The sequence below is a fragment of the Pontibacter kalidii genome (genome assembly GCF_026278245.1).
GTDB lineage: Bacteria > Bacteroidota > Bacteroidia > Cytophagales > Hymenobacteraceae > Pontibacter > Pontibacter kalidii.
In genome coordinates this window covers 3281749-3304484 of sequence record NZ_CP111079.1, presented here as the reverse complement: position 1 = coordinate 3304484, position 22736 = coordinate 3281749, and the positions used below count along the sequence as shown (strand labels likewise).

The 22736-nt window shown below is 53.8% G+C and carries 15 protein-coding genes; 9 read left to right on the top strand and 6 right to left on the bottom strand.

Annotation, left to right across the window (positions count from 1 at the left end; all coding sequences use genetic code 11):
* The first annotated feature begins 142 nt into the window (after window positions 1–142).
* The 4 genes from OH144_RS13790 (at window position 143) to OH144_RS13775 (ending at window position 4126) form a co-directional block, all read left to right on the top strand.
* Window positions 143–1054: an ABC transporter ATP-binding protein gene (locus tag OH144_RS13790; protein WP_266202828.1), complete on the top strand. Its 912-nt coding sequence runs from the start codon at window positions 143–145 to the stop codon at window positions 1052–1054.
* Window positions 1047–2405 (top strand): ABC transporter permease, encoded by a 1359-nt coding sequence (locus tag OH144_RS13785; protein ID WP_266202827.1) that lies wholly within the window; start codon window positions 1047–1049, stop codon window positions 2403–2405. The genes OH144_RS13790 and OH144_RS13785 overlap by 8 nt, the downstream gene beginning before the upstream one ends.
* Before the next feature lie 70 nt (window positions 2406–2475).
* On the top strand, window positions 2476–3141 hold the full coding sequence (locus OH144_RS13780; RefSeq protein WP_266202826.1) for a DUF6624 domain-containing protein: 666 nt from the start codon (window positions 2476–2478) through the stop codon (window positions 3139–3141).
* A 103-nt stretch (window positions 3142–3244) separates the two neighbouring features.
* Window positions 3245–4126 (top strand): ChaN family lipoprotein, encoded by an 882-nt coding sequence (locus OH144_RS13775; protein WP_266202825.1) that lies wholly within the window; start codon window positions 3245–3247, stop codon window positions 4124–4126.
* 717 nt (window positions 4127–4843) lie between these two features.
* Here the strand turns inward: OH144_RS13775 and OH144_RS13770 are convergent.
* A complete protein-coding gene (locus OH144_RS13770) occupies window positions 4844–5191 on the bottom strand; it encodes a HesB/IscA family protein (protein WP_266202823.1) in 348 nt (115 codons plus the stop codon).
* Window positions 5192–5349: 158 nt separating this feature from the next.
* Between OH144_RS13770 and OH144_RS13765 the strand changes: the two genes are divergently transcribed.
* The gene (locus OH144_RS13765) at window positions 5350–5898 is read left to right on the top strand and encodes a DUF7935 family protein (RefSeq protein WP_266202822.1); all 549 of its coding nucleotides are present in this window, start codon (window positions 5350–5352) and stop codon (window positions 5896–5898) included.
* A gap of 537 nt (window positions 5899–6435) precedes the next feature.
* Here OH144_RS13765 and OH144_RS13760 read toward each other — a convergent pair.
* The 4 genes from OH144_RS13760 to OH144_RS13745 all read right to left on the bottom strand — a co-directional run bounded on the left by OH144_RS13760 (window position 6436) and on the right by OH144_RS13745 (window position 13777).
* A complete protein-coding gene (locus OH144_RS13760) occupies window positions 6436–7533 on the bottom strand; it encodes an aminotransferase class V-fold PLP-dependent enzyme (RefSeq protein ID WP_266202821.1) in 1098 nt (365 codons plus the stop codon).
* A gap of 84 nt (window positions 7534–7617) precedes the next feature.
* The gene (serA, locus tag OH144_RS13755) at window positions 7618–9510 is read right to left on the bottom strand and encodes a phosphoglycerate dehydrogenase (protein ID WP_266202820.1); all 1893 of its coding nucleotides are present in this window, start codon (window positions 9508–9510) and stop codon (window positions 7618–7620) included.
* A 107-nt stretch (window positions 9511–9617) separates the two neighbouring features.
* Window positions 9618–10754: an N-acetyl-alpha-D-glucosaminyl L-malate synthase BshA gene (gene bshA, locus OH144_RS13750; protein ID WP_266202819.1), complete on the bottom strand. Its 1137-nt coding sequence runs from the start codon at window positions 10752–10754 to the stop codon at window positions 9618–9620.
* A gap of 74 nt (window positions 10755–10828) precedes the next feature.
* Window positions 10829–13777 carry a glycoside hydrolase family 3 N-terminal domain-containing protein gene (locus tag OH144_RS13745; RefSeq protein WP_266202818.1) on the bottom strand — a complete coding sequence of 983 codons (2949 nt, stop codon included), beginning with the start codon at window positions 13775–13777 and terminating at the stop codon, window positions 10829–10831.
* A 430-nt stretch (window positions 13778–14207) separates the two neighbouring features.
* Here OH144_RS13745 and mutL point away from each other — a divergent pair, with 430 nt between their 5' ends.
* From mutL to OH144_RS13725, 4 genes are all read left to right on the top strand, one after another.
* Window positions 14208–16064, top strand: coding sequence for a DNA mismatch repair endonuclease MutL (gene mutL, locus OH144_RS13740; RefSeq protein ID WP_266202817.1), 1857 nt, complete (start codon window positions 14208–14210; stop codon window positions 16062–16064).
* Between the two features lie 145 nt (window positions 16065–16209).
* Window positions 16210–16971 (top strand): rhomboid family intramembrane serine protease, encoded by a 762-nt coding sequence (locus tag OH144_RS13735; RefSeq protein ID WP_266202816.1) that lies wholly within the window; start codon window positions 16210–16212, stop codon window positions 16969–16971.
* Between the two features lie 6 nt (window positions 16972–16977).
* Window positions 16978–17895: a rhomboid family intramembrane serine protease gene (locus OH144_RS13730; protein WP_266202815.1), complete on the top strand. Its 918-nt coding sequence runs from the start codon at window positions 16978–16980 to the stop codon at window positions 17893–17895.
* Between the two features lie 164 nt (window positions 17896–18059).
* A complete protein-coding gene (locus OH144_RS13725; protein ID WP_266202814.1) occupies window positions 18060–20654 on the top strand; it encodes a BamA/TamA family outer membrane protein in 2595 nt (864 codons plus the stop codon).
* A gap of 1087 nt (window positions 20655–21741) precedes the next feature.
* On the opposite strand, the gene mdh is transcribed toward OH144_RS13725, so the two are convergent.
* Window positions 21742–22683 (bottom strand): malate dehydrogenase, encoded by a 942-nt coding sequence (gene mdh, locus OH144_RS13720; RefSeq protein ID WP_266202813.1) that lies wholly within the window; start codon window positions 22681–22683, stop codon window positions 21742–21744.
* Between the last annotated feature and the right edge of the window lie 53 nt (window positions 22684–22736).

Below are 22736 nucleotides of genomic sequence, written 5' to 3'. Positions count from 1 at the left end.
CTTTTTACTTTTTTATACTTTCTCCATCAGGTATAGCCGTGGTTTGGTCCGTTTTATACGTTGCTTTGTCGATTAAGCATCGTGTATCAGCTATATTCTACAGCTTTATAGTTATATTTGAATAAACTAAATCCAAACACCCTTGAGTATTCTGAAGATTGATGGCGTGACTAAAACCTACGCCAACCACACTGCCCTCGACAACGTGAGCTTCGAAATTCCGCAGGGCTGCATTTTCGGCTTGCTTGGTCCCAACGGTGCGGGCAAAACATCGCTCATTCGCATCATTACCCAGATTACGGGCGCCGACAGCGGCAAAATATACTTTAAAGGCGAGCGCCTGAAACCCAATCACATCAAGGATATGGGCTACCTGCCCGAGGAGCGCGGCCTGTATAAGAAGATGAAGGTGGGGGAGCAGCTGCTGTACCTGGCCCAACTCAAAGGACTGAGCAAAGAGGAGGCAACCGCCCGCATCAAAGCCTGGGTAGACCGTTTTGAGATACGCGAGTGGCTGGGCAAGCACATTGAGGACCTCTCCAAGGGGATGCAGCAGAAGGTGCAGTTTATCGCTACGGTGCTGCACGAGCCTTCGCTGATCATCCTCGACGAGCCTTTCTCCGGCTTCGACCCCATCAACGCCAACCTGATAAAAGACGAGATCCTGAGCCTTCGCGAGCGTGGCGCCACGATCATTTTCTCCACGCACCGCATGGAGTCGGTGGAGGAGCTCTGCGATAACATTGCCCTGATCAACCGGGCACAGAAAGTGCTGGACGGGCCCGTGAAGGAGATAAAGGATGCCTATAAAACCGACACCTACCAAATTATAGGCAACGGCCACCTGATGATCACCTCGCCTGATTTTGAGGTGCTCGAGCAGCACGACAACCACGGCATTTTCAGGGCCAACGTGAGGCTGCTGAACGACACTTCGCCCAACGACTTGCTGCGCTACCTGATCCAGCGCGTGGAGGTGCACTCCTTTGTGGAGCTGGTGCCAAGTATAAACGAAATCTTCATCCGAAAAGTAAAGGAAACCCACCATGCATAAAATCTGGCTGATCATACAACGCGAGTACCTGACGCGCGTGCGCAAAAAGAGCTTTATCATCATGACGTTGCTCACGCCGCTGCTGCTGGCCACCTTCATGATTTTGCCGGGCCTGCTCATTGGTATGTCGGATGAGGCGGAGACGGTGATGGTGCTGGACGAGAGCGGCCTTTTCCAGGGCAAGCTGGAGAATAAGGAGGACATCACCTTTATTCCGTTGGCCGGATCGCTGGACCAGGCCAAGCTGCTATACCAGGAAACAGACAACACGGCGCTGCTTTACGTCCCGGAGATGACCATAGAAGACCCCAAGGGGTTTGTGGTGTACGGCAAGAAGAACATCAGCATACAAACGCAGGTGCGCCTGGAGAACATGCTGGAGAAGGAGATTGAGAACCAGCGCTACCTCGCCTCCGGCCTCGACCGCGAGACACTGGATAAGATAAAAGCCGACGTAAAGCTCACGGCAGTTAACCTGAGCGCGCAGGGCGAAAAAGACAACAACGCCATCATTACCTCTATTGCCGGCGTGGTTGGCGCTGTGATCATTTACTTCTTTATTTTCCTGTACGGCGTGCAGATCATGCGCGGGGTGATAGAGGAGAAGACCAGTCGCATCGTGGAGGTGATGATCTCCTCGGTGAAGCCGTTTCAGCTGATGATGGGCAAGATCGTTGGGATAGCCGCCGTGGGCCTGACGCAGTTCCTGCTCTGGATCGTCCTTTCGTTTATAGCGGTAACGGCCGTTTCGGCTGCCTTTGGCGTGGATGCCGCGCCATCACCGGCGGCGCAGTATGCGGCAGGGCAGATGGCCGCGCAGGGTGGGGAGGTAACAGCTCAAGACCCTACCGCTATGGAGAACCCGCAGGGCCAGGATGAGTTTGCCAGCACCTTCAGCGACATCAAATCCAGCTTTGCCAACCTCCCGGTGGCGCTTATTTTCGGATGCTTCCTGTTCTACTTCCTGGGTGGCTACCTGCTCTACGGCTCCTTGTTCGGGGCCATTGGCGCCGCTGTGGATAACGAGACGGACACGCAGCAATTCATGATGCCGATCACTATTCCGCTGGTCATTGCCTTCATCATGTCGTACTCCATCGTGCTCAAAAACCCGGACGGGCCAGTGGCTTTCTGGATGTCCATGATCCCGCTCACCTCGCCGATCGTGATGATGGTGCGTGTACCCTTTGGCGTGCCTGCCTGGGAGCTGCTGCTCTCAATGGGCCTGCTGGTGGCCGGGTTCGTGTTCACCACCTGGATCGCCAGCCGCATCTACCGCGTGGGCATCCTGATGTATGGCAAAAAAGTAAACTACAAGGAGCTGTCGAAATGGCTGTTTTATAGGGTGTAAATCCTCCGACACAAGTATCAGGACATAAGACACAAGACTTTTGGTAATTGCTTCCCAATTTAAACAGCGTATGAAAACGATCGTACCGGTTATCCTTCTGCTGCTCCTGGCTGGATGCCAGAATAAGGCAGATAACAATGCTGCCTCAACTGTTAAAGAAGAGCAACCGGATTATACGTTGCTGCAACAGGAGTTGGAGGAGATATACGATCATGACCAAGGGGTGCGAGATGTGGATTGGGATTCTATCAATGCTGACCCTAGTGCCCAAAGGGCCTATATCCATAAAATGCGGCAAATAGACTCTACTAATCAGACGAAGGTATTGCCTATACTTGAGAAGTATGGGTGGTTGCCAAAGAGCAGAATAGGAGAGAAAGCGGCTGATGCAGTTTTTTATGTGGTGCAGCACTCCAACACAGCGACAATAGAGAAGTACCTGCCACAGATGGAGGAGATGGCCAAGCAGGGGGAGGCAAGCGGTACAGATGCCGCTAAAATGCGTGACAGGTTGCTGATGTGGAAAGGTGAAAAGCAGCTATACGGCACACAGGCAGTCAATTTTATACGAGAGGATGCAAGGCATGCTATCTGGCCGATTGACGATGTAGAAAACGTGAATAGGCGTAGAAAGGCAGTTGGTTTTACAACAACCATAGAAGAATATGCAGCTGAAGCGGGTGTCATTTTCGACCCTAAGGAGGAGTTGCCAGAAGTACGGATTAACTTCGAATAATAGCTTTGATCTAAGAGACTAAGTATAAAGTATAGCGATAGCCGGTGCCTCAGGTGCCGGCTATTTTTATTATCTTGAAGTATAAAATCAGATTTATAAGGCAATGAAGTATAAATTCCTGACACTTCTTTTGATAGCGATAACCACAGTAGCCATGGCGCAGAAAAAGGATAAGCCTGCTTACCGCCTGTTCACGGCGGAGGGTAAAAGTATACACTACGGCAAAATGCTGAAGGAACTGCAGGAGGCGGAGGTTATACTTTTTGGCGAGCAGCACAACGACCCGATCGCGCATTGGCTGCAGCTGGAGGTGGCCAAAGACTTGCACCGGGAGCGCCCTCAGAAATTCGCTATTGGCGCTGAGATGTTTGAGGCCGATGTGCAGTTGGTGCTGGATGAGTACCTGGCGGGGCAGGCGCCGGAAAAGAACTTTGAGCAGGAGGCAAGGCCGTGGCCAAACTACGCCACCGACTACAGGCCGGTGGTGCGCCTGGCCAAAGAGCAGCGCATCCCCTTTATCGCCACCAACGTGCCGCGCCGCTACGCAGCCATGGTTTCCGGTGGTAGCCTGGCCGCGTTAGAAGGCATCTCACAGGAGGCCAGGAAGTATATTGCCCCGCTGCCGATTGCGCTGGATATGGAGCTTCCGGGGTATAAGGGGATGATGGCAATGTTCGGCGGCAACACGCACGGCAACACCAAAAGTATAAACATTGTGCAGGCGCAGGCGCTGAAGGATGCCACCATGGCGCATTTTATACTTGGGCAGGTAGAGCAGGGGAGGCAGGTGCTGCACCTCAACGGCGCTTACCACTCCGATAACTTTGAGGGCATTGGCTGGTACCTCAGGCAGCTCCGGCCACAGGTAAAAACCCGCACCATCACCACCGTGCTTCAGACCAACCTGGAGGACCTATCCGATGAGCATAAAAACAAGGCTGACTTTATACTTGTGGTGCCGGAAAGTATGACGAGAACGTTTTGAGTTAAAGAGTTATATAAGGTTGCCTGCCCTTTTCACCTCTCCCCAACCCTCTCCTAAATACAGGAGAGGGAGCTGTGTAGTTGCTGCTGCTGAAGTATAAGTTTCATTGTAGCTAGTATCGCGCGGACAGGTTGCGACCTGTCCCTACAAGTATAAACCCACCCCTGGCCCCTCCCAGGAGGGGAATCAGCAGTCGGTCATCATCCCCCTACCCCCTTCAAAGGGGGACTTGGTTCAAGCTCCGTCAGCGGCGGCTATCGAAATGATACCCAGTCCTTGGGTTGAGCGCCTTGTAGATTTCCGGTTTCGCTTTAGCGAAATTGCAGAGACCGCAGGTCAAGCAAAGGAAATGTACACCGCGCGATGCCAAAGGACGAGCCCTCTCGGGCTTGAGAGCAGAAAGTATAAATGAAATGAGCAGGTTGTAAAGCCGTGGATCAGCGGCGGCTACTAAGTATAGCTTGGTTCAGGTTGTAGGAAGCAGCGGCTAATAGAGGCACAAGCGGACGCTTGCGCCAGCAGGAGCTATGAAGTATAAACTGGCAAGTATAAAACTATGGCTCTGCAAGTCAGTCGAGTCAGAGACCCGACACCATAGCAGGACACGAGTTGTAAACGCGCGCCAGCAGAAGCCGAAGTTCTACTATAGCCTACAATAACAAAGCCCGGCAGGTGAGGCCGGGCTTTGTCTATCTAAGAGAAAGAAGGTTTTCTTAATTAAGCGGAGAAAGAGCTTCCGCAGCCGCAAGTGCTGCTAGCCTGTGGGTTGTTGAAGGTAAAGCCACGGGCGTTCAGGCCATCCTGGAAATCAACCTCCATGCCCATTACGTACATGCCGTGCTTCTTGTCCATGATCAGCGTTACGCCGTCCAGCTCAAACGTCTCATCAGAATCTTTCGGCTTGTCGAAGCCCAGCAGGTACGAAAGCCCAGAGCAGCCACCGCCCTGCACACCTATGCGCAGGCCATACTCAGCTGGTACGTTCTTCTCCTTCAATATATTTTTAACCTCTTGCAAGGCTTTTTCTGTCAGGGTTATAGGTGCAGTTTTAGTTTCTGTTGCCATAGTATGAATGTCTTTATTTGTAGCCACAAACTTACGCAATATTCTATAAAAATGCTTGCCGGCGCTACATTGTACTTAGTAAACAGGCAAAGCCATGAAATGATTCATGCCCGCAGAATTAATTTTTTGCGATATTTATACCTTCAAAAACAGAGAACATGGTCAACTTTTTCGCTTTACTGATAGAATTGGTGAAACTTGCCCTGCCTGCCCTCGTGCTGGTAGGAGGATTATACTTCTTGCTGCAGAAGCACTACGAGCGCGAAGACCGCCTGCGGGCAGAGCGCGCGCTGCAGAAGGATAGCCGGAACTCCGAGATCATCACCCCGATACGGTTGCAGGCTTATGAGCGCGTAGTGCTGCTGCTCGAGCGCATTACGCCAAGCAACCTGCTGCTGCGCGTAAGTCCGGCCGGGCAATCGGCGGCCGAGTACCACCGCCTGCTGCTTTCTGAGATCAGGAATGAGTTTAACCATAACATGTCGCAGCAGGTGTATATGAGCGAGAAGGCTTGGCAGCAGGTAAACCAAGCCCGCGAGGATGTGGTGAAGCTCATCAACAAAACCTACCAGGAACTACCCGAAGCCGCCCGTGGCACCGACCTGGCCAAGCGTGTGCTGGAAACCGTACTGGTAAACGAGCAGGACCCCACCGCGCAGGCCATTAACCTGGTGAAACAGGAGGTTAGGCAAACGTTTGGCAGCTAGAAAAGTTAGAGAGTTTAGGAGTTGCTTCATCCTGATCTGCTGTAGGCTTAGCACCAATGTGCCAGGTTATACTTCATGTAAGCTTTAAGCTTGCTGCGAGGTTGGAAGTACATTTTAGCAGGATAGCCATACTTTATACTTTGCCAAAGTATAAAGTATGGCTGATGTAGTTATGGGTAGTGCTGGGATATAATTTTCCGCCATTGGCGGTGTTATCAACAACAATGTATACTTCGGCTGTCATCAAAGTATAACGTATAGCCAGCGCCTCGGCTTCCTTGCTTTTTCAAAGCAAAGCAGTTTAAAAACTGCTGCCATACGTAGCCACCAGTTACGCTAATGCTAAACTTGCGGCAGGGAAACGACAAAATATAAATGAGAGCGGCTGGCACTATAAGTAGTGCCAGCCGCTCTCATTTATATTTCAGAAGAGTTAACTCCCCAACTCCCCAACTCCCCAACTCCCCAACTCCCCAACTCCCCAACTCCCCAACTCCCCAACTCTCTAACTCCCTAACTCCCTAACTCCCTAACTCCCTAACTCCCTAACTTTTCTACCTCCTTCAGTTTCTCCAGCAGCCTCGCCACCTGCTCCGGGCTATGGGCCGGGAAGTTGGCGATCCTGATCTGGCTCTCTTTATACTTGCCGTAGCCGCTGCCGACCTGCAAATCATACTTCGCTAAGTGCTTATTCACCTCGGAAGCAGGTATGCTGGTGTTGGCCACGATGGTGGTTTTGGAGCGTTGCTGCAGATTTTCCACGGCTGGTGAAAAGACTTTGCTCTGTTCCAGGAAAGTATAAATCTGGGCTGCCTTGGCCTCTGTTTCCTGGCGGATGGTGGCCACACCCTTGCGGTTCATGTCCTCCAGTACCTTACCGAGCAGGTAGATGTTCAGCACATTTGGTGTCTCCACCGTTTGGCTCAACAAGGCTTTCTCCAGGAGTGCGGGCAAGGTATGGTAGGAGCCGACAGACAGGCCGCTCTCCTGCAACTCGCGGGCTTTGGCCATGCAGCGGTCGTTGGCCAGCCACACGCCCAGGCCGGCGGGCAGGCCAAAACACTTCTGCACCGAAAAGTATACCGAGTCTACCAACGTATAATCGAAGGCGGGATAGGGAAGGGAGGATACCGCATCCACGTAAATAAGCGTATCAGCCGAAGCTTTCTCCCGGAACCGGTTGATGTCTTCTACCGGCATGCAGGCACCTGAGCTGGTCTCGTTTTGGATGAGCGCCACCAATTCCGCCGTCTCGGGCACGTTTATACTTTCCACATCAAAGCCCTGCCCGAACGGCACCTCATGCAGTTGTGCCTCACGGCCCAGTTCTTTTGCGGTTTCGTAAAATCGTTTTGAGAAGGAGCCATTCACCAGGTGGAAGCTCTCCCGCTGCACATTATTCTGTATGGCCCGCTCCCAGATCTCGGTGGCCGACGATACAAAAAACACCTCATACTCATCCGGCAACTGCAGCAGCTCGCGCAGGCCGCTTTCGGCACTGGCGTAGATCTCCTGGAATTGCTTGCTGCGGTGCGAGATGCTACCGATTTTCTGCGCCATCGCCTCCTGCATGTGCTGTGGCACCGTAGGGTACAGCTCCGATGGGCCGGGGGTAAAGTATACTTTGTTGTTCATGGACAATTGAATCAAAATACTATCTAATCCTGGCGCAAGCGTCTGCTTGTGCTTCAGAGTGATAAGTTCTTACACCAAGATATCTTAATAAAGTATGCGGAACTTGATGGTGTGCGGCACCTGTCTCATATCGCTGACCACCTGCTTGTCGTAAGCCTTGTCGATGTCGGTGATCACGTAGCCCACGCGCTCGTTCGTTTTCAGGTACTGGCCCAGGATGTTGACCTGGTTCTTGGCGAGCACCTGGTTGATATTGGCCAACACACCCGGCACGTTGGCGTGAATGTGGATGAGGCGGTGCGCGTTCTTCAGTTCCGGCAGCTGCAGGTTCGGGAAGTTCACGCTGCCATAGGTGTTACCAGAGTTGATATAATCCATGATGCGGTTGGGCACGAAGTTGGCGATGTTCTCCTGCGCCTCAGAGGTGCTCCCGCCCACGTGCGGGGTAAGTATAACGTTGGGCAAACCGCAGAGCTCACTTTCAAACGGATCGTTGTTGGTGGCAGGTTCCTCGGGAAACACATCCACTCCCGCTCCTCTTATTTTGCCCGATTTTATACTTTGCACCAGCGCCTCAATGTCCACCACATGTCCACGGCTCAGGTTCAGGAAAATAGCACCGTCCTTCATGGCGGCAAACTCCGCTGCGCCAAACATGTTTTTGTTCTCCGGGCGGCCATCCACGTGCAGGGTCACGATGTCGACCTTCTCCAGCAATTCGTGCAGGGAGTTTACCTTGCGGGCGTTGCCCAGCTGCAGCTTCTCTATCACATCGTAATAGTATACTTCCATGCCCATGGCCTCTGCCAGCACCGAGAGCTGTGCACCGATGTTGCCATATCCTACAATGCCCAGCTTCTTGTCGCGTACCTCAAAGCTGCCCTTGGCCGATTTATCCCACTTGCCCTGGTGCATCAGGTTGCTCTTGTCTACCACACCGCGGCTCAGCATGATGATCTCGCCCAGCGCCAGCTCCACCACACTGCGGGTATTGCTGTAGGGAGCGTTAAATACCGTAATGCCGGCCTCCAGGCAGGCATCCAGGTCTATCTGGTTGGTGCCAATGCAGAAGGCCCCCACGCACATCAGGCGGTTGGCATGCTCCAGTACCCTGCGTGTAACCTGTGTTTTGCTCCGGATGCCAAGTATGGAAACGTTCTTTATCTTCTCACATAGCTCCTCCTCGCTCAGGGCACCGTTTACGGTTTCTACCTGGTAGCCTTCGTGGCGGAACAGCTCCACGGCCTGCGGGTGAACATTTTCGAGCAGCAGCACACTGATGCGGTTTTTAGGGTAAGATATTGCCATCGGTAATTTATTTTGATACAGGAATTCGTCCAGGCTGGGAGCAATGTGCTCTGCCTTAGCCACCACGCTCTCGCGGGCTATGTTTTCGGTAAAGGCGTAGAATTTATTGGCCAGACCGGCCTCTTTTATCTCATAATCGGTGTAGCCGTCGCCCAGCACGTACACATCGCCCGGAAGCGCCAGCTGCTCCAGCAGTTTTATCTTGCCCTTGTCCAGGCTCAGTGGGTTCTGCTCGTCGAAGCCGGTCAGGTTGCCCAGCTCATCTACCTTAAACGTGTTGGCATACACGTTCTCCTCCTTAATGCCGTATTCTGTTACGATCGGGGTGATAAACTCTTTGAAGCCGCTGGAGATGATGTAGATCTGATCGGCGTACTCCTGCAGGAATTCGCGGTTGCGGCGCACCGAGTCCGATACTTTCTCTTTAAGTATGCCGATGAGTTGCGGCAGGTGGCGCTGGTGTGCCTGCAGCAGGCTGAGGCGCTGTGTCAGCCCTTCAGAAAAAGAACTTTGGCCGGCCATGGCGCTGTCGGTGATCTGCTTTACCTGGTCGAGCAGCTTTTCGCGCTCCGGGTGGTTTTGTAGTGAGATAGCGCCCAGTTCATCCAAGGCCTCTACCTGCGTAAAGGTGCTGTCGAAATCAATGATGAAGTACTTGTCCTTGCTCATGTTAAGGTATGGTTCCTAAAGACTTGAGCTTGTAAGGTATAAAAAAAGAACCGGCCGTGCAGCAGCAGGCCGGTTCTTTTTGATGTTATACTTCTGTGAACTGTCGGTTACAACAGGGCTAATTGTTCTTTGATAATACGCTGGTAAAACTCCTCATACAGCGGCACGATCTTCTGAATATCAAAGTCCATGGCGCGTTGCAGGGCATTGGCCTTAAACTGCGGCAGGTGCTCATCGTCGAGTATGTAAAGGGCGTTCTGCACCATCTCATCCACCGCGCCAACCGGGCTCACAAACCCCGTTACGCCGTTGATGTTGAGCTCGGGTATGCCCCCGGCGTTGGAGGAGATAACCGGCACCTCGCACGACATGGCCTCCAGGGCGGCCAGGCCAAAGCTTTCCTTTTCGGAGGGCATTAAAAACAGGTCGGAGATGGAAAGCACTTCTTCCACGGCCTCCAGTTTACCCAGAAAGCGCACATCCTGGTAAATCTGCAGCTCGCGGCACAGCTTTTCCATTTTCGGGCGCTCCGGTCCGTCTCCTACCATCAGTAACCGGCTTGGTATCTTCTCGTGTACCTTCGCAAAGATCCGGATCACATCCTCCACGCGCTTCACGCCCCGGAAGTTAGAGGTATGCACCAGCAGCTTCTCATTGTTGGGCGCTATGGCCAAACGGAAGTGTTCTTTCTTCTGGCGCCTGAACTTCTCCAAGTCTATAAAGTTGGGGATCACCTCAATGTCTTTCTCTATCTGAAAGAAGTCATAGGTTTCGGCGCGGAGGCTGTCCGATACCGCCGTCACCCCATCCGATTGGTTTATGCTGAACGTTACGACCGGCTCAAAGGAGGCGTCCTTGCCCACCAGCGTAATGTCCGTGCCATGCAATGTTGTGATCACCGGTATGTTGATGCCCTTGGTGCGCAGGATCTGCTTGGCCATATAGGCGGCTGAGGCATGCGGGATGGCGTAATGCACGTGCAGCACGTCCAGCTTCTCGAAACGGACGATGTCTACCATTTTACTGGCCAGGGCCAGCTCATAGGGCGGATACTGAAACAGGGGGTAGGTGGGGATATATACTTCGTGGTAGAAAAGATTCTCGTTGAAGGTATCGAGGCGGGCAGGCTGGCTATACGTGATGAAGTGTACCTGGTGCCCCATCAGGGCCAGGGCCTTGCCAAGTTCAGTGGCTACCACGCCGCTGCCGCCAAAGGTCGGGTAACAGACTATACCAATTCTCATAGTTGGGGATGTATGGCAAAAAAACAAGTGCAGCCCCATTTTGTTGCTGCACCTGCGAAAGTACTTAAATGATTTTACGTTTTGGGCACCATGGCCTTGTAGATCACATCGTGTATCCGGGTGCGGATGTTATACTTTACCAGCTTGTTATTGCTGGCATCAGGGTACACGCGGTTAGACAAGAAGATGTAGATCAGCTTGTTCCCGGGGTCTGTCCAGGCGGCGGTACCGGTAAAGCCGGTGTGGCCGAAGGTGCTTGGCGAGGCCAGGCTGGAGGTAGGGCCGTTGCCGTCCGGCGCAGGCTTATCCCAGCCCAGGCCGCGGCGGCTGCTCTCAAACTGCCTTGCCGCAAACTCCGACACCACCTCATTAGTATAGTACTTGTGCCCGCCGTAGTTGCCGTTGTTCATGTTCATCTGCATCAGGATGGCTAGGTCGTTGGCGTTCGAGAACAGCCCGGCGTGGCCGCCCACACCACCCATCATAGCGGCTCCCTGGTCGTGCACCGTACCCCGGATCAGGTTCTTGCGGAAGTAGTTGTCATCCTCTGTCGGGGCGATGATCTCGCGCGGGTGCTTGAGCAGCGGCGTGTAGGTCAGGGTGCTCAGGCCAAGCGGGGCATAGAAGTTCTGGTCCATGAACTCCTCCAGTGGCTGGTTGAGCATGGTTTCGGCCAGGCGCTTCATGATGTAGAAGCCAAGGTCGCTGTAGGCATAGTCGTAAGTGCCCGTTTTATGCTTCGGCATCAGCGGTGTTTTCACTGTCCAGGCCCACAGGGAGTCCTCCATAGAGTTAATAGAGTATACCCCCGGAATCACCTCGTTCATGTACGTGTCGTTCTGGGTGCTGGCGTAGAAGGTTTCCTTCAGCTTGCGGTTGTCAATGGTCTTCTGCCAGGTCGGGATACCCGGCTTCAGACCGGCCTGGTGCGCCAGGATATCACGGATCACCAGGTTCTCCTTGTTTGTGCCATTCACCTCCGGCAGGTACGTGCCCAGCTTTTCATCCAGGCTGATCTTGCCCTGATCCTTCAAAAACATGATCGCCTGCAGCGTGGCAGCCACCTTGGTGATAGAGGCGATGTCGTAAATGGTGTTCTTGGTCACCGGCTTCACGGCGTCGTAGGTATAGTGGCCGTAAGCTTTGTTGTAGATAACGGTGCCATCCTTTACCACCAGCACCTGCATACCTGGCGTGGCAGCATAGGCAACGGCCTCCGTGGCAATGTTGTCGATCTGGGCCAGGGTTTTGGAATCCATGCCCACGCTCTCCGGCACCCCATACTTCAGGCGGCCCAGGGTAGCGGTGGGCAGGCCGGTGCCGGCCGTATACTTGGCAGAGGCAGAAATCGGCAGCTTGCCCTGGGCGGCTCGGGCACCGAACAGCACCTGCGGCACCAACGATTGTGCGATCGGGTTATCCTCGTAACCGGCCACCAGCCACTTGTTGGCTTCAAAAAGTTTCAGGCTATAGGCGTTGCCCATCACGGCTACCACCACTTTCTTATCGGTGCGCTCGCGCAGGTACTGGATAAAGGCCAGGGTGCCTGTGCCGATGCCATAGTTCTTGGCGGGTGTGCTGTTCATTCCGTGGATGCTCACCACCACCACATCGTTATCCGCCAGCTGCGGGATGATGTTGGTAAAGGCAGAGTCCGGGGCGTAGCGGTCCGGGATAGTGAAGCGGTTGACAGGCGCGTAGTTGGCCATCGTCTCCTGGAAGGTGTTGTTCACGGAGGCGCCCACAGCCACAGAGGCTATACTTAACGTATCCAGGTTACGGAACGGGAGCAGGTTCTTTTCGTTCTCCACCACCGTTACGGCATGCTCGTAGAGTTGCTCCTGCACCACGCGGCTGGCAGGCCGATCGATATCCTGCTCCAGATTCTCCAGCTTTACGGGCTTATACTTGTTCAGGCCGGCCCAGTATTTGGCGTGCAGGATCTTGCGCACGCGCTGGTCTATCTCCGCCTGCGTGATCTGTCCTTTCTTAACTGCCTTCGTGATCTTTTCCACCGCTGTGGGCACATCCTCCGGGAACAACAGTACATCGTTGCCGGCCATCAGGGCCTTCAGATCCAGCTCGCCCGGCTTGTGGTAGCGGCTCACGCCCTGCATGTTCAGGGCATCGGTGAACACCAGGCCTTTATACTTCATTTTCTCCTTCAAAAGGCCCGTCACGATAGGCTTGGACAAGGTGGCTGCCTGATTCTTGGTGGAGTCCACGTTGGGCAAGTATAAGTGCGCCACCATCACGCCCATCACGCCGGCATCGAACGACTGCTTAAACGGGTATAATTCTACCTCCGTCAGGCGCTTCATGTCGTGCTGCAGGATGGGCAGGTTGTAATGGGAGTCGGTGTCGGTGTCGCCGTGGCCAGGGAAGTGCTTTGCCACCGCCATCACGCCGTGGTCCTGCAGGCCGCGGATATAGGCCACGCCATAGCGGCTCACGGTTTCCTTGGACTCTCCGAAGGAGCGGGTGCCGATCACGGGGTTGTTGGCATTGTTGTTCACGTCCAGCACCGGCGAGAAGCTCACGTTCACGCCCAGACGCTTCATCTTCAGGGCTATCTCGCGGGCCATCAGGTACACGTAGCGGTCGTCGTGCATGGCGCCCAGCGTCATCTGGCGGGCAAAGTGCATGCTGCTGTCCAGGCGCATGTTCAGGCCCCACTCGGCATCCATGGCCACCAGCAGTGGCACCTTGGCCTGCCCCTGGAAACGGTTGGTAAGAATGGCCTGGCGCTTGGGCCCGCCCTGCATAAACATCAGGCCGCCAATGTTGTACTGGCTCACCAGGGAGTCGATGTGGCTGACGTGGTTCTGGTCTTTGTTGGAGTAGGCGGCCACCATAAACAGCTGGCCAATCCGTTGCGCAGGGGTAAGCGAGGTAAGCACGCTGTCGACCCATTGCTGTTCCCGGGTGCTCACGATAATCTCCTCTGACGGGTTAAACGACATCAGGGGACCCATGACGAGAAAAACAAGAATCAACACACCTACACTAAAATTCTTCAACATCCTACGCTACTATTTAATTATTGGAACAAGTCAAAATTAAGCCTAATTTTGCACAAGGCGGCTCAGAATTACAGACAATTTCAGCTTGTTTGGCGGCTTTTTTTGCTGACTGGCCTGATAAGTAGAAGGAGGCCCTTGCAACCTATCTGCAGCTAAAGTGGCACTATGGGGTAGTCTTCAAAGTGCTAACGCCACCAGCCCCGGCTTTGATATATTGGTTTGCCATACTTTTTCAGACGAAAAGGAGAGCGAAACCGTTAGCAGAACTTCAGCCCCTGATGTAGAAGCTGTCTGTAAATTTATAATATATTTTTCGCTGAAATAGTTCTGTATTTACAAATAAGAATGAGCAAATATTTGGCCACAATGGCAGAACCGGCCTTATTTCAATAAAGATAAACTATATAGTTAGAAGGAGTTAGAAAAGCGGATGCCCGATATCATACATTTACTGCCTGATTTCCTTGCCAACCAGATTGCGGCTGGCGAGGTGGTGCAACGCCCTGCCTCCGTGGTGAAGGAACTGCTGGAGAACGCCATCGACGCGCAGGCCTCCAGCATCCAGCTGATCGTGAAGGAGGCAGGTAAGCAGCTGGTGCAGGTGGTGGACAATGGGGTAGGCATGACCGAGACCGACGCCCGCATGTGCTTTGAGCGCCACGCCACCTCCAAAATCCGCACCACCGACGACCTGTTCCGCATCCGCACCATGGGCTTCCGGGGCGAGGCCATGGCCTCTATCGGGGCAGTGGCGCAGGTAGAGCTCAGAACAAAGCCAGTCGGGGCCGAAACGGGTACCAGGCTGCTGATAGAAGGCTCCGAAGTGGTGGCGCAGGAGCCGGTGGTTACGCCGGAGGGCACTTCCATCGCCGTCAAGAACCTCTTTTACAACGTACCGGCCCGCCGTAACTTTCTTAAATCCAACGCGGTGGAGATGCGCCACATCCTGGAGGAGTTCCAGCGAGTGGCCCTGGCCTACCCGGATATCGCCTTCTCGCTGCACCACAACGAACTGGAGGTGTTTAACCTGCCCGCCACCAAGCTGAGCCAGCGGATTGTAAGTATACTGGGCAGCACCTACAAAAACCAGATGGCCTACTGCGAGGAGGACACGGGCTTTCTGGTGGTGAAAGGCTACATTGGCAAGCCGGAGCACGCCAAGAAAACGCGCGGTGAGCAGTTCTTCTTCGTGAACAACCGCTTTGTGAAGAGCGGCTACCTGAACCATGCCGTGATGACGGCTTTTGAGGGATTGGTGGCCAAGGAGAACCACCCGTTCTACGTGCTCTTCATCGAGATCGACCCGGAGAAGATCGACATCAACGTGCACCCCACCAAGACAGAGATCAAGTTTGAGGACGAGAAAACGGTGTACGCCATTGTGCATGCGGCCGTGAAGCGCGCCCTCGGCGCCTATAACATTGCTCCCTCGCTGGATTTTGAGCAGGACGTGAATTACGCGCCGCTGCAGCCCATCCGTTTGCAGGGGGGCTTTAACAGCGAGTATGAGCCGGAGCGGAATACCTCTGGCAGTGGCGGGAGTACTTCCTTTCCGGGCTTTACGCCGCCGGCCACCACCAAGCGCGCCGTTTCCAAGGGATGGGAGCAGCTGTATGAGCCGATGAAAGACGTGCAGCAGGAGGAGCGCGCAAGTATGGGCACTTTAGAAACCGGCCTGTTGAGCAATGCCTTCGCTGCCCCGGACACAGCGCCTGCCTCTGCTAAGAAAGCCATCCAGATACACCAGAAATACCTGCTGGTGCAGGTAAAATCGGGGATGATGGTGATAGACCAGCAGGCGGCGCAGGAGCGCATCCTCTACGAGAAGTACATGGCCTCGCTGCAGAAGAAGACCGGGGCCTCGCAGGCGCTGCTGTTCCCGCAAACGGTGGAGCTTTCGCCGGCCGATGCCGTGCTGATAAAGGAGCTGGCGGCGGAGTTTAAGGACATGGGCTTCCAGTTTGAGGACTTCGGCGGCAATACCATCATCCTGAATGGCATACCGGCCGATGTGCTGGCCGCCGACGAAAAAGAGTTGCTGGAGGAGCTGATTGAGCAGTACAAAAACAATTCTGCTACGTTAAAGCTTGATAAAAGGGAGAACCTGGCTCGCGCCATGGCCAAACGGCTGTCGGCGCGCCTGCTGGCACGCATGAGCGACCTGGAAATGAATTCGCTCGTAGACAGGCTTTTTGCGTGCCAGGTGCCGAACTATACGCCCGGCGGCCAGAAAACGCTCGTGATCATGGAGCTAAGCCAGCTGCACGATCTTTTCCTGAAAAACTGATTTTAACTGCTGAATTGTTAAATTGTTGGTTCTGGTTTTTTGACAGGAAACACAACACTACTACTGATCCAAAGTATAGGCTCGGGTCTCAAGCACGGAGCTTATACTTCCAAAAAGAAAAAAACGCATGTTCAATATCACCCCTATGGTCAGGAACCTCCTGATCATCAACGTGGTTGTTTTCCTGTTGCAGATCAACGGCGTGATCAGTCTGGAAACGTTTGCCCTGCACTATTTTGGTTCCGAGTTGTTCCGCCCCATCCAGCTGTTCACCCACATGTTCATGCATGGCGGCTGGTCACACCTGTTCAGCAACATGTTCAGCCTTTTCATCTTCGGGCCAATGCTGGAGCGGTTCTGGGGGCCGCAGCGCTTCCTGGCTTTCTACCTGATAACAGGCCTGGGAGCCAGCTTTTTATACTCCGGTGTGCGGGCCTATGAGCTCAACGGCCTGGAGAGCGAAACAGCCACCTACATGGTGAACCCGGAGCCGATGGCGTTCTATAACTACATGGAGGAACACTACAACGGCCGCTACAACACCGAGTTTGCCGTGGAGTTCCGCCGCAATCCCGACAACCCGACCTACATAGAAGAAAGCAAGGAAGCGGTGCGTTATGTGTTCGGCCAGGTGTTCAACAGCCCGATGCTGGGTGCCTCCGGGGCCGTTTTCGGTATCCTGATGGCCTTTGGCCTGTTGTTCCCGAACCTGGAGCTGTTCCTCATCTTCCTGCCCATCCCCATAAAGGCCAAGTACTTCGTGCTGCTCTACGGGGGGTACGAATTGTATGCCGGCTTTAACCGGGTGCCCGGCGATAACGTAGCACACTTTGCGCACCTCGGCGGCATGCTGTTCGCGTATATACTGGTAAGAATGTGGCAGCGCAACGATTACCGTAACTTCTAAGGCATAATGAGTATAACCGACGATATAAAAAACGCTTTCCGGCAGCCCAACAACACGCTCAAGCAGCTCATCCTCATCAACGTGATGGTTTTTCTGGTTTTCCTGATAATTGGTACGCCATTAAGCTGGATAGGATATGGATGGGTAGAGAAGCTAGTAGTTTATTATCTTTCATTGCCATCCGAGCCAATTGAGTTTCTTACGAAACCTTGGACTTTAATCACGTATTTCTTTACTCACGAAGGATTTCTGCATATACTCTTTAATATGCTGAATCTGTATTGGTTTGGAATGTTAGTGACTGAATATTTAGGAACCAGAAGGTTGTTGAGTCTTTATGTGCTTGGTGGCATAGCAGGAGGTTTGCTTTATATTGCAATGTACAATTTGCTCCCAGGTTTCGCTGAGAAAAGTGCTAACTCCCAATTAATTGGAGCATCAGCTAGTGTGCTTGCAGTAGTAGTAGCTGCAGCTACGCTGTTACCTAATTATACTTTCAATTTGCTCCTAATTGGTCCTGTTAGGATTAAGTACATTGCTGCTGCAATTGTTCTGTTATCTTGGTATTTTGCTCGAGCTAGTAGCGACAACGCCGGCGGCAACATTGCCCACCTGGGCGGCGCCTTTATAGGGTGGCTGTTTGTAAAGCAGCTGCAGCGCGGCAACGACATGGGCCGACCCGTGCTGGCTGTCCTCGATTTTTTTGCGAACCTGTTCAAGCGCAAGCCAAAACTGAAGGTAACGCACAGCAGCTTTACCGGTGGCAGGGCCAAGCCCAACGGCAGGAGCAGTAGCAGCAACGGCCCCATTAGCCCCGACCAGAGCGAGATAGATCGGATCCTCGACAAGATTTCCAGCTCCGGCTACGAGAGCCTCTCCAAGGAAGAAAAGCAAAAGCTCTTCCAGGCAAGCCAGAAAGACTAGCTAACAAAAGCGGCACCTCTCCCAAGAGGTGCCGCTTTTGGTTATGCCTATACGTAGCAAGTAGCAAAGTATGAGGTGCTTAAAGTATGATGGCAGTAGCTGCAGCGGCCTGAGGTAAAACCCTATGGCGGCAGGTAAGTATAAACTGCAATCACACAGACTTTATGACAAGAAGTATAACCAAGTGCAATTTTATAGGGCTGCTGCTCGGCTGTTGGCTGGGCACCCACGCGGCATCGGCACAAATCACCTCACCACCACAGGATAGTATAACCATAGCCATCGCCCCGGATTATAACGACGTGAGCAAGCGCCACCGCTTCTGGTTCGGCGATAATTACCGCGGGCTTTGGGCCACGCCCGTTAAGATGCGGGTTTTAAGGCTGAGCGAGGAACAGGGCGGCATGAAGATACTGCAGCGCGGCGGCGGGCAGCAGACCAAGTCGTTGCGCCTGCAGGACGCCACCGGCAGGGAGTGGGCGCTGCGCACGGTGCAGAAAGACCCGGAAAAGGCCCTGCCCGAGAATCTGCGCGAAACTGTGGCCAAAGATATTGTGCAGGACCAGATTTCGGCCTCGCACCCTTTTGGCGCACTGGTAGTGCCGCCCCTGGCGGAGGCCCTGAACGTGCTGCACACCAACCCCGAGATCGTGTACCTGCCCGACGACCCTGCCTTGCAGGCCGACTCCCTGGCCGCCTATGCCAATGCCGTATACTTGCTGGAGGAGCGGGAGCCAGTCCGGCACGGCGTGGACACCGACAATACCGAGAAGGTGCTGGAGAAACTGAAAGAGGATAACGACGACCGCGTGAACCAGCACGCCGTGCTGCGGGCCAGGCTGCTCGATATCGTGGTAGGCGACTGGGACCGCCACGAGGACCAATGGCGCTGGCGTGACCTGGAGGATGAAGTTGGCAAGATCTACGACCCTATCCCGCGCGACCGGGACCAGATTTTCTTTAAGAACGAGGGCGTAATCCCCAAGATAGGGTCCAGGAAATGGATTATGCCCAAGTTTCAGGGCTTCGACGAGGAGATACGCGGCATAGAGGGCTTTAACTTTAATGCCCGCTACTTCGACCGCATGTTCATGAACCAACTCAGCGAGGAGGTATGGCGCGAGGAGGTGCGCTATGTGCAGCAACAGCTGACAGATAGGTTGATTGATGAGGCCGTGCGCCGCATGCCGCAGCCTATTTACGAGCAGAGCGGCCCCGAGATAGCCCGCATCATGAAGGCCCGCCGCAACAATCTGATGGAGCAGGCGCTTACGTACTACCGTTTCCTGTCGAAAGCGGTGGATGTGCCCGGCTCAGACAAGCATGAGGAGTTTGTGCTGGATTACCTGCCGGGCGGCGACATCAACCTGAAAGTATACAAGATAAAGAAAGACAGCACCCGCGACCGCCTGCTGATGGACCGCACCTTTACCCCGGAGGTCACGGACGAGCTGCGGCTGTATGGCCGTGGCGATGAGGATGTGTTCACGGTGCAGGGCAGCGGCAAATCAAGTATAAAAGTGCGCCTGATAGGAGGGGGCAGCGCCGATGCGTTCAACATCGCCAACAACTTCCGTAACAGCGGTAAGCTGCTGATCTACGACCGCTCAGACGAGGAAAATATACTTCCGGCTAAAAGTATGGCCAAGATCCGCACCTCCACCGACACCATCGTGAACCACTACGACCCGCGCAGCTTTAAGTATAACCAGCTGATGCCGCTGGCCACCGCGGGCTATAATCTGGACGATGGCATTTTGCTGGGGCTGGGCTTTAAGTATACCAAGCACGGTTTCCGGAAGGAGCCCTATGCGGCACAGCACAAATTGATGGTAGGGCACGCCCTGGCTACCAATGCCTTTTTTGGTAATTACGAAGGCGATTTTCCGCACCTGATCGGTAAGTTTGACCTGGGCGTGACGCTGGATGCCAATGCCCCGAACAACACCAACAACTTCTTTGGCGTGGGCAACAACACCGAGTTCATCGACACCGGCAGCAAACCTATCCGCTACTATCGTACCCGCTACGACTTTATAGAGTCGCAGGTGGTATTGCGGCGTCAGCTTACCCCGCGGTTCCAGGTATATGGTGGTGTGACAGGTCAGTTCTTCAGCATGCAGTCAGATGACAATGAGGGGCGCTTCATCAACCTGTACCAGGCAGAAAACCCGGAGGAGAACCTGTTCGAGAGCAAGTATTACGGTGGCCTGGTGGGCGGATTTACCCTGGATACGCGAAATGATGCGGTGCAGCCTTCCAGCGGAGTATACTGGAGCACTCGCCTACGCGGACTGGGCCAGTTAAACGATGAGAAGGAGGAGTATGGGCAGTTGCAGTCGGAGCTGGGTTTCTACTTTAAGCTGAGCGAGAGGCTGGTGATGGCCAACCGTGTTGGCGGCGGCACCACCTACGGCGACCCGGCTTTTTTCCAGCTGCTATACCTGGGCGGCTCCGACAACCTGCGCGGCTACCGCAACTATCGCTTCGCCGGCGAGCAGATGGCCTTCCACAACCTGGAGCTGCGCCTCAAGCTGTTCGACTTCACGTCCTTTCTATTTCCGGGCACTTTCGGCCTGATCGGCTTTAACGACGTAGGCCGCGTGTGGTCAGACAGGGGCGATGACGGCGGCGGTTTGCACCACGGCTACGGCGGTGGCATTTACGTACTCCCGGCAGAGCTCATACTTCTGCACGGGGTAGTCGGATTTTCAGAAGACGGGGTACTGCCGTACTTCTCGGTGGGATTCAGGTTTTAAGATGTGAGAAAATTTTCTGCAGTGCCGGGTCCAACCACCCCTACCCCTCAGAGCTGCGCTCGCTACCTTCGAACTCTCGTTCTCGGTAGTCCAAGGAGGGGAGCCTGTCATTGCTTTATCCAAAGTATAAGTTTCATAGTTGCTGCCGGAAGCGGACAGGTCGCGACCTATCCCTACAAGTATAAACCCACCCCTAACCCCTCCGGGGAGGGGAATTATACTTGCCACACACCTTGTCCTAAAAACAGGAGAGGGTGTTATACTTACTACTTCACCTGTCCACTCAAATGTAGCAACTCCAAACCTGATCCTTGTCCAGAAGACGGTTATCATCCCCCTGCCCCCTTCCAAGGGGGACACGGTTCAAGCTGCATCAGCCAAGGCTATCGAATGATACCCAGTCCTTGGGTTGAGCGCCTATGCGAGTTTTTCCGGTGACGAACGCGAGTGAGGCATTGCGACGCAGGAGCAAAGGAAAAGCTCCCAGCGCGATACCAAAGGACGAGCCCTCTCGGGCTTGAGAGCTCCAAAGTATGAGATGCAACAAGTTGGTTGTTAAGCCGTGGATGGACGGCAGCTAGGAAGGATAGCTTGGTTCCAGTTGCGGGAAGCCGGGGCTAAGAGAGGCACAAGCGGACGCTTGCGCCAGAGAAGTATAAAGTGTAACTCAAGTATAAGCATGGCTCTGCGAGCCAGTCAGGTCACAAACCCGACATCATGCACTAGTTGCAAACCCGCGCCAGCGGTTGGTAAAGCTTGTGTCAAGTTGCGGGAAGCGGAAGCTATGGAAGTATAGCCAAAGTATAACTCAAGTATAGACAGCAACCTTCTTTCCCTAGTGTCGAGGCTGAGGCAACGTGCTCACAAGATCCTTTCAGGATGACAAAATAGGATGAGCGAGTGTTTCCTGCATACTCAGCAAGTACAGAAGTATAAACTCAGCAAATATTAAAGCTAAACCGAAGTATAAAGTATAGCTAGGGCAGGAAAGAACTGCTTTAACTGCACATGCAGTGAGGCATAAAAACAAAAGCGCCGCTCCTTTCCGGAAGCGGCGCTTTCAGTATCAATAAGTATACTTTTATACTTAAGCTTTGCTAGCGTTGATGTTATCCAGCGCCTCCATTACCTCTTTTACGTGGCCACGGGAAGTCTCCAGCAGTTGCTTCTCGTCTTCGTTCAGCTGCAGCTCGATGATCTTCTCGATACCGTTCTTGCCCAGGATTACCGGCACGCCCAGGTACACGCCGTCAATGCCGTACTCACCTTCCAGCTTCACGCAAACCGGGAACACACGGCGCTGGTCGCGCACGATAGCCTCCACCATTTGGGCAGCTGCTGAACCCGGCGCATACCAGGCAGAAGTACCCATCAGTTTCACCAGCTCGCCGCCACCGTTCTTGGTGCGGTCTACAATAGCATTCAATGTCTCCTCGTCGATCAGCTCTGTTACCGGGATACCGCCCACTGTCGTGTAGCGCGGAAGCGGAACCATCGTGTCGCCGTGGCCACCCATCAGCACCGCCTGGATGTCTTTTGGAGATACATTTAGCGCCTCAGCCAAGAACGCACGGTAACGCGCCGTGTCCAGGATGCCGGCCATACCCATCACGCGGGTGCGTGGCAGCTTAGAAGTAATGTGCGCCGCATACGTCATCACGTCCAGTGGGTTAGAAACCACGATGATGATCGCATCCGGAGAGTGCTTTACAATGTTCTCCGTTACCGACTGCACGATACCGGCGTTGGTAGAGATCAGGTCGTCGCGGGTCATGCCTGGCTTTCTTGGAAGGCCCGATGTAATCACCACCACGTCAGAACCGGCGGTCTTGCTGTAATCGTTTGTTACGCCTACAGTGCGCGTGTCGTAAAGGTTGATTGGCGCTTTCTGCCAGATATCGAGTGCCTTGCCTTCGGCAAAACCTTCTTTAATATCCACTAGTACTACTTCGTTCGCGATTTCGCGGTAAGCTAGCACATCGGCGCACGTGGCCCCAACGTTACCTGCTCCAACTACGGTTACTTTCATGGTCGGATATAGTTTTATTATAGTTTGAGATTCGGTTAACTCCTGTAAAATTA